General features: G+C 59.3%; 16 protein-coding genes. 6 read left to right on the plus strand and 10 right to left on the minus strand.

All coding sequences use genetic code 11. The features are described 5' to 3' along the window. Positions 1-83 precede the first annotated feature (83 nt). The 4 genes from ACZ0A4_RS15100 to ACZ0A4_RS15115 all read right to left on the minus strand — a co-directional run bounded on the left by ACZ0A4_RS15100 (position 84) and on the right by ACZ0A4_RS15115 (position 2,952). A complete protein-coding gene (locus tag ACZ0A4_RS15100; protein WP_016985500.1) occupies positions 84-587 on the minus strand; it encodes a universal stress protein in 504 nt (167 codons plus the stop codon). Positions 588-684: 97 nt separating this feature from the next. Next, positions 685-1,590 carry a 5'-nucleotidase gene (locus tag ACZ0A4_RS15105; RefSeq protein ID WP_064120257.1) on the minus strand — a complete coding sequence of 302 codons (906 nt, stop codon included), beginning with the start codon at positions 1,588-1,590 and terminating at the stop codon, positions 685-687. Positions 1,591-1,612: 22 nt separating this feature from the next. Further along, a complete protein-coding gene (locus ACZ0A4_RS15110) occupies positions 1,613-2,569 on the minus strand; it encodes a putative 2-dehydropantoate 2-reductase (protein ID WP_463575399.1) in 957 nt (318 codons plus the stop codon). Next, the gene (locus tag ACZ0A4_RS15115) at positions 2,566-2,952 is read right to left on the minus strand and encodes a thioredoxin family protein (protein ID WP_463575400.1); all 387 of its coding nucleotides are present in this window, start codon (positions 2,950-2,952) and stop codon (positions 2,566-2,568) included. The genes ACZ0A4_RS15110 and ACZ0A4_RS15115 overlap by 4 nt, the downstream gene beginning before the upstream one ends. Between ACZ0A4_RS15115 and ACZ0A4_RS15120 the strand changes: the two genes are divergently transcribed. Both ACZ0A4_RS15120 and ACZ0A4_RS15125 read left to right on the plus strand, forming a co-directional pair. After that, on the plus strand, positions 2,951-3,394 hold the full coding sequence (locus ACZ0A4_RS15120; protein WP_141127103.1) for a PilZ domain-containing protein: 444 nt from the start codon (positions 2,951-2,953) through the stop codon (positions 3,392-3,394). The two genes, ACZ0A4_RS15115 and ACZ0A4_RS15120, sit on opposite strands and share 2 nt — an antisense overlap. A 143-nt stretch (positions 3,395-3,537) precedes the next feature. Next, positions 3,538-4,614 (plus strand): 3-deoxy-7-phosphoheptulonate synthase, encoded by a 1,077-nt coding sequence (locus ACZ0A4_RS15125; RefSeq protein WP_007908583.1) that lies wholly within the window; start codon positions 3,538-3,540, stop codon positions 4,612-4,614. 60 nt (positions 4,615-4,674) lie between these two features. Here the strand turns inward: ACZ0A4_RS15125 and ACZ0A4_RS15130 are convergent, their stop codons facing one another. Next, positions 4,675-4,956, minus strand: a complete 282-nt coding sequence (locus tag ACZ0A4_RS15130; protein WP_003226804.1) for a GNAT family N-acetyltransferase — start codon at positions 4,954-4,956, stop codon at positions 4,675-4,677. 639 nt (positions 4,957-5,595) lie between these two features. Between ACZ0A4_RS15130 and oprI the strand changes: the two genes are divergently transcribed. Then, a complete protein-coding gene (oprI, locus tag ACZ0A4_RS15135; protein ID WP_003199355.1) occupies positions 5,596-5,847 on the plus strand; it encodes an outer membrane lipoprotei OprI in 252 nt (83 codons plus the stop codon). 126 nt (positions 5,848-5,973) lie between these two features. On the opposite strand, the gene ACZ0A4_RS15140 is transcribed toward oprI, so the two are convergent. The 3 genes from ACZ0A4_RS15140 to ACZ0A4_RS15150 form a co-directional block, all read right to left on the minus strand. Next, positions 5,974-6,945: a L,D-transpeptidase family protein gene (locus tag ACZ0A4_RS15140; protein WP_463575401.1), complete on the minus strand. Its 972-nt coding sequence runs from the start codon at positions 6,943-6,945 to the stop codon at positions 5,974-5,976. A 136-nt stretch (positions 6,946-7,081) separates the two neighbouring features. Continuing rightward, on the minus strand, positions 7,082-7,375 hold the full coding sequence (locus ACZ0A4_RS15145; protein ID WP_007908575.1) for a hypothetical protein: 294 nt from the start codon (positions 7,373-7,375) through the stop codon (positions 7,082-7,084). A gap of 57 nt (positions 7,376-7,432) precedes the next feature. Beyond that, positions 7,433-8,038 (minus strand): arylesterase, encoded by a 606-nt coding sequence (locus tag ACZ0A4_RS15150; protein ID WP_034155253.1) that lies wholly within the window; start codon positions 8,036-8,038, stop codon positions 7,433-7,435. A 10-nt stretch (positions 8,039-8,048) separates the two neighbouring features. Between ACZ0A4_RS15150 and ACZ0A4_RS15155 the strand changes: the two genes are divergently transcribed. Genes ACZ0A4_RS15155 through greB form a run of 3 tightly spaced genes read left to right on the plus strand, consistent with a single transcriptional unit; the run spans position 8,049 to position 11,768 of the window. After that, positions 8,049-8,732, plus strand: coding sequence for an ABC transporter ATP-binding protein (locus ACZ0A4_RS15155; protein ID WP_007908572.1), 684 nt, complete (start codon positions 8,049-8,051; stop codon positions 8,730-8,732). After that, positions 8,732-11,236, plus strand: a complete 2,505-nt coding sequence (locus tag ACZ0A4_RS15160; RefSeq protein WP_463575402.1) for an ABC transporter permease — start codon at positions 8,732-8,734, stop codon at positions 11,234-11,236. The genes ACZ0A4_RS15155 and ACZ0A4_RS15160 overlap by 1 nt, the downstream gene beginning before the upstream one ends. 34 nt (positions 11,237-11,270) lie before the next feature. Then, on the plus strand, positions 11,271-11,768 hold the full coding sequence (gene greB, locus ACZ0A4_RS15165) for a transcription elongation factor GreB (protein WP_016985509.1): 498 nt from the start codon (positions 11,271-11,273) through the stop codon (positions 11,766-11,768). A 6-nt stretch (positions 11,769-11,774) separates the two neighbouring features. Here greB and ACZ0A4_RS15170 read toward each other — a convergent pair whose 3' ends face one another. Continuing rightward, complete coding sequence (locus tag ACZ0A4_RS15170; RefSeq protein ID WP_077573983.1) at positions 11,775-12,083, minus strand: hypothetical protein; 309 nt, start codon at positions 12,081-12,083, stop codon at positions 11,775-11,777. A 249-nt stretch (positions 12,084-12,332) separates the two neighbouring features. Further along, on the minus strand, positions 12,333-12,767 hold the full coding sequence (locus ACZ0A4_RS15175) for a DoxX family protein (protein ID WP_397481580.1): 435 nt from the start codon (positions 12,765-12,767) through the stop codon (positions 12,333-12,335). Positions 12,768-12,875 lie beyond the last annotated feature (108 nt).

The raw sequence follows: 12,875 nt of genomic DNA on the forward strand, positions 1-12,875 counted from the left end.
GGCATCAGCGACGGTATATAACTATATTAATGGTTTGAATAATAAATCTAGAACTTTTTTATCAAAGGGCCATTATTCCTGCTTCAGCGATCCTCCCGCCGCCGACGCTCCACCAACGGCACCAGATAAACCGGCACCTTGGCCAATTGCAGGACCCGCGCCGCCGTGCGCCCCAACGGCGTTTCTGCGCCCACCCCGTGGCTGTGACTGCCGACGATCAGCAAATCGACAGAGAGTTTCTGCACCTGGTCGAGAATCACCTGCGACGGATCGCCCTGCAGCACGCGCACCGCGCGAATGCGCTGCAGATCCTGCTCGCCTTCATCTCCCAGTTCTTCGCGAAAACTGTCCAGCACCCGCTGCTCGATATTGGCGATGACAGTTTTCAGACCCTGGCTGTGAAATTCGTTCAATGCCTGCTCGTCGAGATAACTCTGCAACACCGATTCGGCAAACAGCCCCATCGGCTCCACCGCGTGCACCACGTACAGATCGGCGTTGAACGTTCGCGCCAATGCCAGGGCATGCTGCATCACTAACGGTGCGTACAGACCGAGGTCAGTGGCATACAGCATCGAACGAATCATATGACCTCCTCGCGTGCCAACATGGCGGAGATTTGATTCAGCTTAGCAGTGCCTAGGCGACTACGACGGGTGACGCAACGTCTTGAACCAAAGGGCTTTAGACCGACGGTTCGTTGCTGATGCCGTGCGGCACGTGGCCAGTGGCGACTACTTCACGAGCGAGTTCGCAGTGGCCGGCCTGATCATCGAAAAACACATCAGCAGCGAACGCTTCGAGAAACGCCGATTTGGTCAGGCCGCCGAGGAACAGGGATTCGTCGAGGCGAATGTCCCACTCACGCAAGGTGCGGATCACCCGTTCATGGGCCGGCGCCGAACGCGCGGTGACCAGCGCCGTGCGGATCGGGCAATCGTCATCGGGAAACTCGCGCTGCAACAGATTGAGTGCCGCCAGAAAGCCCTTGAACGGCCCTCCGCGCAAAGGCTCGCGCGCCGCCTCGCGCTCCTTGGCCTGGAACGCTTCCAGCCCGCCGGACTGATAAACGCGCTCAGACTCGTCGGAAAAGATCACTGCATCGCCGTCGAAGGCGATGCGCAATTCGTCGCTGGCTGCGCGACTGGCGCCACCGGACAGAATCGTTGCGGCGGCGAATCCGGCGTCCAGCGCCGCACGCACATCTTCGGCATGAGTGGAAAGAAACAGGTCACAACCAAAGGCTTTCAAATAAGGATACGGACTGCGCCCACCGACAAACGCCGCGCGGGAAATAGCCAGACCGTAATGATGAATCGAGTTGAACACGCGCAGGCCGGTGTCGGCGCTGTTGCGCGAGACCAGAATCACCTCGACCCGTGCTCGGCCGAGGCGACTATTGAGTGCCAGGAGTTTTTCCACCAGCGGGAAGGCGTCGCCGGGCGCCAGGATCTCGTCTTCGTGTTCGATCTGATATTGCCGATAGGCTTCGACGCCGCTCGACAGATAGACCTTGTGGCTCTCGCTCAGGTCGAACAAGGCGCGCGACGAAATCGCCAGCACCAGTTTGTCATCGATGTTCTTGGCCATGCCTTCCCCCAGAGCGACCGGCTTAAACGTTGCGCCGGTCGATAAAACTTAAATTGCGATACAACGCTTCGATTCGCGGCAACTCACAACCCGCGGCTTTCGCTGCCGCCAACGGCCGAGCGTAGATCGCTTCCAGCTCCAGCGGTCGTTTGTGTAAAAAGTCGTGGTACATGCTCGGCCAGTAGTCGGGCATTTTCTCGGTCATCATGAACAGATACTCGGCGTACCCCGGCGGCACGTCGTGGCCGCAAGCCTTGGCGCCCTGCACTACTTCGGCCATCAACGCCTGGATCAACGCGCGGCTGTCGGCATCGGCCATCAGCGGCGTGGTGCTGGCGCCGAGCAAGACCGAGAGTCCGTTGTAGGGAATATTCCAGATCAGTTTCTGCCAGCGTGCCTGCTGCAGATCGGGCATTGCCTGGGAATCGATTCCGGCGGTGCGGAACAGATTGGAGCCCTCTTCGACTATTGCCATACGCGCAACGTCATCGATGGCAGGACCGCTGTGATAGCCAACATTGACTGCGCCCAAGGCTTGGTGGGTGACTCGTCCAGGCCCTTCGCGATGCACGCAGATCAGGCACAAACCGCCGAGCAGGTGCAGGGAATCAGGGAGCAATTCACGCAAGTTGTCTTCGACGTCGAGACCGTTTTGCAGGACCAGCACTTTCGCATCCGCTTTGGCCGCTTGAATGATAGAAGGCGCGAGGCCGGCGTTGCTGGTGGTTTTCGCCCCCACCAAGAGCCAGTCGCATTTGGGCATGTCTTCGGCCGACGAATAGGCCCGCGCCGGATGCAACGTCAACGGGCCATGCACTGCGCTGTTGATTTGCAAACCGCGCTCAGCCACCGCCGAAAACTCGCTGCGCAACAGAAAGTGCACATCGAAACCGGCACGCGCCAACATCACACCGTAGAACCCCCCAATTGCCCCGGTACCGATAATCCCTACGACCGGTTTATTCACTGCCCCCATCATGGCAACTCCTCTGCAATTCGACCCAGTGCCTGCGCCAGCGCCGCGTTCAGCGCATCGGCCGTCAGGCGCGTGTGCAATGCCCCAAAGAACTCACCGTCGCGCACCACAAACAGCGCCGGCAAATGAAAGACCTGATAGCGCTCCACCAACCCGCCGTTGTCGCCGGCATCGATCCAGCACAGGCGATCAATCCCCAGCGCCATATCCGGCAACACCTCGCGGGCATAACGGCAACTGGCGCAGCCGACACTGGTGAAAAGCACCAGCGAAACGCCGCTCATCGCCAACAGCCGTTGGTCGGCGTCGAAATCGGTCAGTTCGGATTCGACCACTATACTGGGGGAAACAATGTCAAATGGCCGACACAGGGAGTCTGTGCTCATGGGACGTTTCATTCCTCATCCGGACGAGGTGCCGGTCGAATTAACCTTGCTCAAGCCTGAGTGTATTTCCAGGCAACAGCTGCACACTATCAGCCTCGGCGGCATTGCTTGCAATTACCACCGTGCCTGGCGCCATGGCACGGCGCTGCAAGTGCGCATGCCGACACTCAACGCCGGCATCTGCTATCCGGGCTATGTGGCGTGGTGCCTGCGCCGCAAAAAAGGCTATCTGGTGGGCATCGCCTTTACCGATGAGCAGACGCTGTTCAGCGCGCGAATGGGTGAGCAGGTGTGTCAGATCGAGCGCTTTTGCCGCATGAACGAAAGCCACGATGACCTGCAGGATATTCAGGCGCTGGCCCTGCAATGGGTCGAGCAACACGCCGACGAGTTCTCCCACGACAGCGTTCGCAAGGCTTTCGCCCAGCCAGTGCTGGACTGACCGTCTTCTCTAAACCGTTACATGCCCATTGTCGAGCAGGCGCTTTACGCGCTAAGGTTCCGCTCCCCGACGCGCTTAAATCTGCTGTGCTCCGCCGCGCGGGGATCGCTGGCGGCCGGCACCCGTGACCTGACGAGTAAACGATGGCTGATTTACCGATCAACGACCTAAACGTCGCCTCTAACGAGACCCTGATCACTCCCGATCAGCTCAAGCGTGATATCCCTCTGAGCGATGCTGCCCTGCGCACCGTCACCAAGGGCCGCGAAGTCATTCGCAACATTCTTGATGGCACCGACCACCGTCTGTTCGTAGTGATCGGCCCATGCTCGATCCACGACATCAAGGCTGCCCACGAATACGCCGATCGCCTCAAGGTGCTGGCGGCGGAAGTTTCCGACACCCTGTATCTGGTCATGCGCGTGTATTTCGAAAAGCCACGGACCACCGTTGGCTGGAAAGGCCTGATCAACGATCCGTACCTGGACGACTCGTTCAAGATTCAGGACGGTCTGCACATCGGCCGTCAGTTGCTGCTGGATCTGGCCGAAAAAGGCCTGCCAACCGCCACCGAAGCCCTCGACCCGATCTCCCCGCAGTACCTGCAGGACCTGATCAGCTGGTCGGCCATCGGCGCGCGTACCACTGAATCGCAGACTCACCGGGAAATGGCTTCCGGCCTGTCCTCGGCCGTCGGCTTCAAGAACGGCACTGACGGCGGTCTGACTGTGGCGATCAATGCCCTTCAGTCGGTGTCCAGCCCGCACCGTTTCCTCGGTATCAACCAGGAAGGTGGCGTGTCGATCGTCACCACCAAAGGCAACGCCTACGGTCACGTAGTGCTGCGCGGTGGCAACGGCAAGCCGAACTACGATTCGGTCAGCGTTGCCCTGTGCGAACAGGCGCTGAACAAAGCGAAGATCAAGCCGAACATCATGGTCGATTGCAGCCACGCCAACTCCAACAAGGACCCGGCCCTGCAACCGCTGGTGATGGAGAACGTCGCCAACCAGATCCTCGAAGGCAACCAGTCGATCATCGGCCTGATGGTCGAGAGTCATCTGAACTGGGGTTGCCAGGCCATTCCGAAAGACCTCGCCGACCTGCAATACGGCGTGTCGATCACCGATGCCTGCATCGACTGGTCTGCCACCGAGAACACCCTGCGCAGCATGCACGCCAAGCTCAAGGATGTTCTGCCAAAACGCCAGCGCAGCTGATACGCGTTTTTCAGGCATAAAAAAACGCCGGGCAATGCCCGGCGTTTTTGTGTGTGTGATTCAGATTTTGGCCGCGCGGCGCTGATGACGTTCCATGTAGCGCTCGACGTAGGAGCACGACGGGATCACCGTGTAGCCCATTTCTTCGGCGTACTGCAAAGCGCTTTCTGTCAGCGCTGCCGCTATGCCTCGACCGCGCAAGGCGTTGGGCACAAACGTGCGATAGATATCCAGGGTCTGTTTCCCCAGATCCATATAAGTCAGGTAGGCACGATGACCGTCCACATTGGTCTCGAACTGATGACCAGCCTGGTCATGGTGGATGGACAACGCCTCGCTCATCACTACTCCTCGCGGGTCTTGAATTCTGACCCCTACCTTACCGATGTTTTTCCGGCGAAGGAACATCTACGCCACCCTGTGCCTGATGGACACCGAGAAGAGCCACACCGATCTCGCGCAACCTGGCACCTGATAAATAGTAGGCACCATTGGCAAAAATGCTCAAGGTACGCTCGTCATCAAGCGGGTTGACGGGGGTTGCTCCGATGGACGCAGAGGTGACTGAGGAGAAGATCTTCCCGGGCCACTCACCTGAACATTGCCGGATGTTGAGACTTAAGACGTGCAGCCTTTTTTAAAGTCACCTCAACATGGACAAAGATAAGCGAAGCAGCGCGCAAAATCGGAACAAAAGTGTGGACGAATTCATCTAGACAGACTTTAGCCAAGACTGCAAAAACAACACGTGGCAACGGGAACTTTTTCTCATTAACTCGCTCAGCTCGGGGCTTGCAGCTGGGTATTTTTTAAACAGCGCAGTTAAAAGTTGCTCGAAAAAGAATCAACGCCTACAATTTTTTTTGCTTCTTGCCTTACGTCAGTTTACTTACTACAAGTAATGGGTAGTATGTACGCCGGCTATTTCCTCAATCGTGAGGAGACAGCCACTTAATTTGAAAGTCCTTGAAGGGGAACACGATGAACAACGTTCTGAAATTCTCTGCTCTGGCTCTGGCCGCAGTTCTGGCTACCGGTTGCAGCAGCGCATCGAAAGAAACCGAAGCACGTCTGACCGCTACTGAAGACGCAGCTGCTCGCTCCCAGGCTCGTGCAGACGAAGCTTACCGTAAAGCTGATGAAGCTCTGGCTGCTGCTCAAAAAGCACAACAGACTGCTGACGAAGCTAACGAGCGTGCTCTGCGCATGCTGGACAAAGCTAGCCGCAAGTAATAATCCCTCGGGATTGTTATCAAGCCGATCCGATGTCTGGGTCGGCTTTTTTGTGCCTGAAGATTTTGTCCGGGCAATAAAAAACCCGCCGACGCATCACGCATCGACGGGCTCTTGACCACTGGCTTATTGCTGCAGATCGATCGGTGCACTCGAAACGATCGGCGCCGAAGTACTTGGCGTGCCGATTTCCGTTGGCAGGCCATCTTCAGCCGCGACCACATCACGCACCACATCCCAGTTCACGCGCAGGTTGCTGGTGACGTCTTCACGCTTGAGCATCGCGTTGATCACTGCGGTGTGCTTGTCGACCACCGACGGGTTGCCCTTGTCGTCGATCGGCGTGTGCGCTTCCAGATATACCTTGCCGCCACTGCTGCCGAACTTGTAGGCATCGTTGAGGATGCGTACCGACGTACCGACCGGGACCATGCCGGCCATTTCCAGTACGTTGTTGTTGAACATGCGGAAGCAGCCGTGACTGGTGCGCATGCCGATACCGAATTTCTTGTTCGAACCGTGGATCAGGTAACCCGGGGTGCCCAGGGTGAACTTGAACGGACCCAGCGGATTGTCCGGGCCGGCCGGTACCACGTTCGGCAGCGGGTCGCCATCAGCGGCGTGTTCAGCCTTGATCGACGCGGGAGGCGTCCAGGTCGGGTTTGGTGTCTTGGCGGTGATCGAGGTGTGCGCGATCGGCGAACCCCAGCCCTCACGACCGATACCCAGCGGGAACGTGTACACCACGTTGCGACCTTTCGGGAAATAGTAGAGGCGGTATTCGGCAAGGTTGATGACGATGCCTTCACGCGGGCCCGGCGGCAGAATGAAACGGGTCGGCAAAACGATTTCCGTGCCGGCGCCCGGCAACCAGGCATCGACGCCCGGGTTGGCAGCGACCATCTCCGAGTAGCCCAGATCGTACTGGGTGCCCAGATCGGCGAAAGTGTCTTCGTACTTGGCTTTGATCACCTGCACCTGACCGATGATGTCTTCACCGGGTGGTGGCAGGGGAAACTCCAATGCAGCAACGGGACCGGCCACACACAGGGCGGCAAGTGACAGGCAGCGGGTGACGGCAGGAAAGCGCGGCAACATCCGGAAAATCCTTCGCATGATCAACAAGGGTATAAGAGCGCGATTGTACACCGCACCTTGGGAATTCGGGGAGACAGCCCGATAGGCTGGCGAAACTCTTCATGTAGGAGCTGCCGCAGGCTGCGATCTTTTGATCTTAAAGCTCGAAACGCAGCTCCGGCCAGATAGGCGAGGTGCCGCGCTTCTGCGACTCCAGAATCGCCCGGCACAACGAACACAGGCGCTGATCCTGAAACACCCGGCGATCCACACTCGACCAGCGTGGCTGCGCCGGCAGTAGACTGCCACAGAGGGTGCGATCGGCCGAGCCACCGAGTTCGAGTTGCCGCGTCACCAGATGCACCCGCACTTCCTGGCAGGCGAACAGATCCAGCTGCTCGTCAGGCTCGATCAGTTGGTAGGCAAACAGAGACCAGGCAGAACGCGACATCGGGGGCTCCAAATAAGGGGGCGCCACATTAGCCGAAAGCCTGCCCTTAGAAAAGCCTCATAACAGCGGTTTTAGCGTCGGCCAGACATTTTCCAGCAACTTGCCCTGAGCCCCGACCGCCGGGTGCAGACCATCGGCCTGCATCAAGTCTGGATGACCGCCCACGCCGTCGAGGAAAAACGGTACCAGCGGGATCTTTTTATCATCGGCGAGTTTGCCGTAGACCTCGGCAAAGGCATCGGTGTAGCGCTTGCCGTAATTGGGCGGCAGTTGCATGCCCAGCAACAAGACCTTGGCACCGCTCTGGCGCGAACTGTCGATCATCGAGGCAAGATTTTGTTGCAATTGAGTTGGCGGCATTCCGCGCAAGCCATCGTTACCGCCCAGCTCGAGGATCACCAGTTCCGGCTTATGCTCTGCAAGCAGCGCGGGCAGCCGCGCCTGGCCTCCGGCACTGGTGTCGCCGCTGATGGAGGCATTGACCACTTTGTCGTCGAAACCCTCCTGTTTGAGCCGTTGTTCGAGCAACGACACCCACCCCAAGCGGGTATCCAGTCCGAAACCGGCGCTGATACTATCGCCAACGATCAGGACAGTACCCGCCGCTGCGTTCTGGGCCATGCACATCAAGGCCAGGCCAGCACTCAAAAACCACACACGCATCGGATTCTCCATGGGCGCAAGCATTCTCACCGCGAAGAACCTCAGCAAAGTGGTTCCCAGCGCGGAAGGTGAACTGACTATCCTGCACGAACTCAGCCTGGAACTGAACAAGGGCGACAGCCTGGCCATCGTCGGCGCATCCGGTTCGGGCAAATCCACCCTCCTCGGCCTGCTCGCCGGTCTCGACCTGCCGAGCAGTGGCGAAGTCATTCTGGCCGGCCAGGGCCTGAGCAATCTCGATGAAGACCAGCGCGCACGCATTCGTGCCGAGCATGTCGGTTTCGTCTTCCAGTCCTTTCAGTTGCTCGACAGCCTCAACGCGCTGGAAAACGTCATGCTGCCGCTGGAACTCGATGGCCGCAAAGATGCCCGTGAACGCGCAACTGAACTGCTGCAACGGGTCGGCCTCGGCCAGCGCCTGACGCATTCACCGCGCCAACTCTCTGGTGGCGAACAACAACGCGTGGCAATCGCCCGTGCCTTTGCTGCCGAGCCTGACGTGCTGTTTGCCGACGAACCCACCGGCAACCTCGACAGCCACACCGGCGAGCGCATCAGCGATTTGCTCTTCGAATTGAACAAGGAACGCGGCACCACTCTGGTGCTGGTGACCCACGACGAACGCCTGGCCCATCGCTGCCGGCGCCTGATCCGACTTGAAGCCGGGCTGTTGGTCGCCCCTCTGGAGCCTTGATGGCACGTTTGCCGCTGTTGCGCCTGTTCAGTCTCGCCATGCGCCAACTCATGCGCGATGCCCGCGCAGGGGAATTGCGCGTGTTGTTCTTCGCGCTGGTGGTGGCGGTGGCGGCGAGTACCGCCATCGGTTATTTCGGCGCCCGCCTCAACGGCGCCATGATGCTGCGCGCGACCGAATTTCTCGGTGCCGATCTGGTGCTGGAAGGCAGTTCGCCGGCTCGCGAGGAGCAGATCCGAAGCGGCACCGAGCTGCGCCTGAATCATGCGCAAGTGGTGGAGTTCTCCAGCGTCATCGCCACCGACAACGGCATTCAGCTGTCGAGCATCAAAGCCGTCGACCGCGCCTATCCGTTGCGCGGCGAACTGAAAAGTGCACCAGCGCCTTTCGCCACCGAAGAAACCGGCGGTGAACCGCAACCCGGCGAAGCCTGGGTCGAGGCACGCCTGCTGACGGCGCTTGATCTGAAGATCGGCGACAGCATCGATGTCGGCATGAAGACCTTGAAACTGTCCCGCGTGCTGACGTATGAACCGGATCGCGCCGGCAACTTCTATAGCCTCACGCCCCGGGTGATGATCAACCTCGATGACCTTGCCGCCACCGGTGTCGTGCAACCCGGCAGCCGCGTGAGTTACCGCGAACTGTGGCGCGGTGAACCGCAGGCGCTGGAAACCTATCGGCAACTGATCAAACCCGGGCTCGCTGCGAATCAGCGGATTCAGGATGCCCGCGACGGCAACCGGCAGATTGGCGGTGCACTCGGTAAGGCCGAACGTTATCTGAACATGGCCAGTCTGGTCGCGGTGTTGTTGGCCGGTGTCGCGGTGGCGTTGTCGGCCAACCGTTTTGCCAGTCGCCGCTTCGATGCCAGCGCCTTGCTACGCTGCCTCGGTCTATCGCGCCGGGAAACCATGGTGCTGTTCAGTTTGCAGTTGACCGTGCTCGGCTTGTTCGCAGCGCTCAGCGGAGCGCTGCTCGGCTGGCTGGCACAACTGGGTTTGTTCGCGCTGCTGCATGATTTGTTGCCAAGCGATGTGCCACCGGGCGGTCTGTTTCCAGCCATCGCCGGGATCGGCACCGGGCTCGTGGCGCTGGCCGGTTTCGCCTTGCCGCCACTCGCTGCGCTGGGCCGTGTGCCACCGCTGCGGGTCCTGCGCCGGGACATGCTGCCGATCCCGTCGAGCACATGGGTGGTTTACGGCGCCGCCCTGGGTGCGCTCGGCCTGATCATGTGGCGCCTGAGTCTGGATCTGCTGCTGACATTCGCCCTGCTCGGCGGTGGCGTGGTCGCCGCGCTGGTGCTGGGCGGCCTGCTGCTGTTGCTGTTGCAGAGCCTGCGGCGGATGCTCGCCCGTGCTTCGCTGCCATGGCGCTTGGGTCTGGGTCAGTTGCTGCGTCATCCGTTGGCAGCGGCCGGTCAGTCGCTGGCATTCGGCCTGATTCTGTTGTCGATGGCCTTGATCGCCCTGCTGCGTGGCGAACTGCTCGACACTTGGCAAAACCAGTTGCCGAAAAATGCGCCAAACTACTTTGCGCTGAACATTCTGCCGGCAGACAAACAGGCCTTCACCGATCATTTGATCAAGGTGTCCGCGCAAGCTGCACCACTTTATCCCGTGGTGCCGGGGCGATTGATCAGCATCAACGGTGAAGCCGTACAACAAATCGTCAGCAAGGATTCGGCGGGCGACCGTGCCGTGCAACGCGACCTGAGCCTGACCTGGGCCGCTGATTTACCGGCGGGCAACCAGCTCACTTCGGGTGAATGGTGGAAAGATCAGCCAACCGACGATGTTCCCGGGGTATCGGTGGAAGGCAAAGTCGCCGAAAGCCTCAAGCTTAAACTCGGCGATCACATGGTGTTCAGCGTCGGCGGGGTCAACCGCGAAGCGAAGGTCACCAGCCTGCGCGAAATCAACTGGGACAATTTCCAGCCGAACTTCTTCATGATCTTCCAGCCCGGCACGTTGAAGGATCTGCCAGCGACTTACCTGACCAGCTTCTATCTGGCGCCCGGTCATGATCAGCAGATCGTTGAACTGTCGCGCACCTTCCCGGCGGTGACCATTCTTCAGGTCGAAGCGCTGCTGGAACAACTGCGCAGCATCCTCGCCCAAGTCACTTTGGCCGTAGAGTATGTGTTGTTGTTTGTCTTGGCGGCGGGAATGGCCGTGCTGTTTTCCGGATTGCAGGCAACGCTGGATGAACGCATTCGCCAAGGTGCGCTATTGCGTGCCTTGGGGGCCGAGCGCAAGTTGCTGGTCAAGGCACGACGCATCGAGTTCGGCCTGCTGGGTGCGGTCAGCGGTTTGCTTGCAGCCATCGGCTCGGAAGTGGTGAGTCTGGTGTTGTATCGCTACGCGTTCGATCTGCCGTGGCACCCACATCCCTGGCTGTTGGTACTGCCGTTGATTGGCGCGGCGCTGATTGGTGGTGCGGGCGTGTTCGGCACGCGCCGGGCACTCAACGCAAGTCCACTGACAGTGTTGCGTGAGGGTTGATAGACTCAAGCGGTCCTAATCACAAGAAGTTGCCATGAGCCGTTATCGCCCTCCACGCCCCGCCGGCACCGCGCTGATCACCCCCGAAGGTGAAGCGCGGATGCGCGCCGAATTCCATGAGTTGTGGCATGTGCGCCGCCCGCAGGTGACGCAATCGGTCAGCGAAGCGGCAGCTCAGGGTGATCGCTCGGAAAACGCCGAATACACCTACGGCAAGAAAATGCTGCGCGAGATCGACAGTCGCGTGCGCTTTCTCACCAAACGCCTGGAAGCGTTGAAAGTCGTCAGTGAAAAACCCAGTGATCCGAACAAGGTCTACTTCGGCGCGTGGGTGACCATCGAAGACGAAGACGGCAAGCAATCGCGCTACCGCATCGTCGGTCCGGATGAGCTGGATCTGAAACTGGGTTTGATCAGCATCGACTCACCACTGGCCCGCGCCTTGATCGGCAAAGCGCTGGACGCTGAGGTGCGGGTGCAGACGCCAACCGGTGAGCAGTTCGTTTACATCGTCGCTATCGACTATCCGTAAAGCGTATCAGCGACGAGTGATCAGGCCCTGCCGCGCAACGCGGACCAGTTGTTTGATCATCTCCGGCGCATCTTCGGCAGTCGGGGCCTGAATCACTGCCAGATCAAAACTGTCAGTGGCAAACCGCGCCAGCGACTCGCCGTCTTCCACGAACTGGATCAGGAACGCTGCAGGACCGCCGCTGCGACGTGGCCAGCCATCGAGATAACGCAACAGCGTCGGCTGATGTTTGCCGCCAAGAAGGATTTTCGGGTTGCGCTGGGTGATATGAGCCGTGATCGGCGCGGGACGTGCTGGAGGGCGTAGTGCATTCATCGTGTCGTGTCTCTGCCTCAAAAGTCTGCATGGCAGGTGAGAGGCAACACCGAACCAGCGCTTTAGCGGTATTTCGAAGCCCTGTTCCGGCTTCTGACGGCAACTGTTGAAGTCACCTGGCGCCCCGCAAGTAGCTGTTTAAATCGGCGCATGGGCAACATCCTAGAGAACGTGACCGATCAGTGTCAAGAATCAGCCGCAACAAAAAAAGGCCCGCACAATGCGGGCCTTTTCCTTGAGCCAGAGCGTTTAACCGGCGATGGCGCGGTCCACCGAGAGCTTGCCGGCGCCTTCGACCAGGACGGCGAGGCTGCCACCGAGCAGGGCCAGAGCGAACTCGTAACCGTTGTTGGCCATAAACAGACCGTTGCTGATGTGTACAGTGAAGATCGCCACCAGCGACAGGAAGGTCAGACCCAATGCTGCCGGGCGTACCAGCAGGCCGATAATCAAAGCCAGGCCAGCGAAGAACTCAGTACCGCCCGCCAGCGTCGCCATCAGGTAGCCCGGGTGCAGACCGATGCTGTCCATGTACTGCGCGGTGCCTGCCAGACCATACCCACCGAACAGACCGAAGAGTTTTTGCGAGCCGTGAGCGGCGAAGATCACGCCGACAGCAATGCGCAGAATGGTCAGACCGTAACCGGCGCGGGTGAACAGTACTTTATTGATCAGAGAGCTCATGGGGCATTCCTTGTTTTTGCGAGAAGTTGTGTGTGTTGGTTGGCCGCTATATTAATCAGTAAATTTCATGTTAAAAGCGCAAATATTCCGCCATAACAATCAGTTTAT

The sequence above is a fragment of the Pseudomonas sp. AC172 genome (assembly GCF_979258595.1).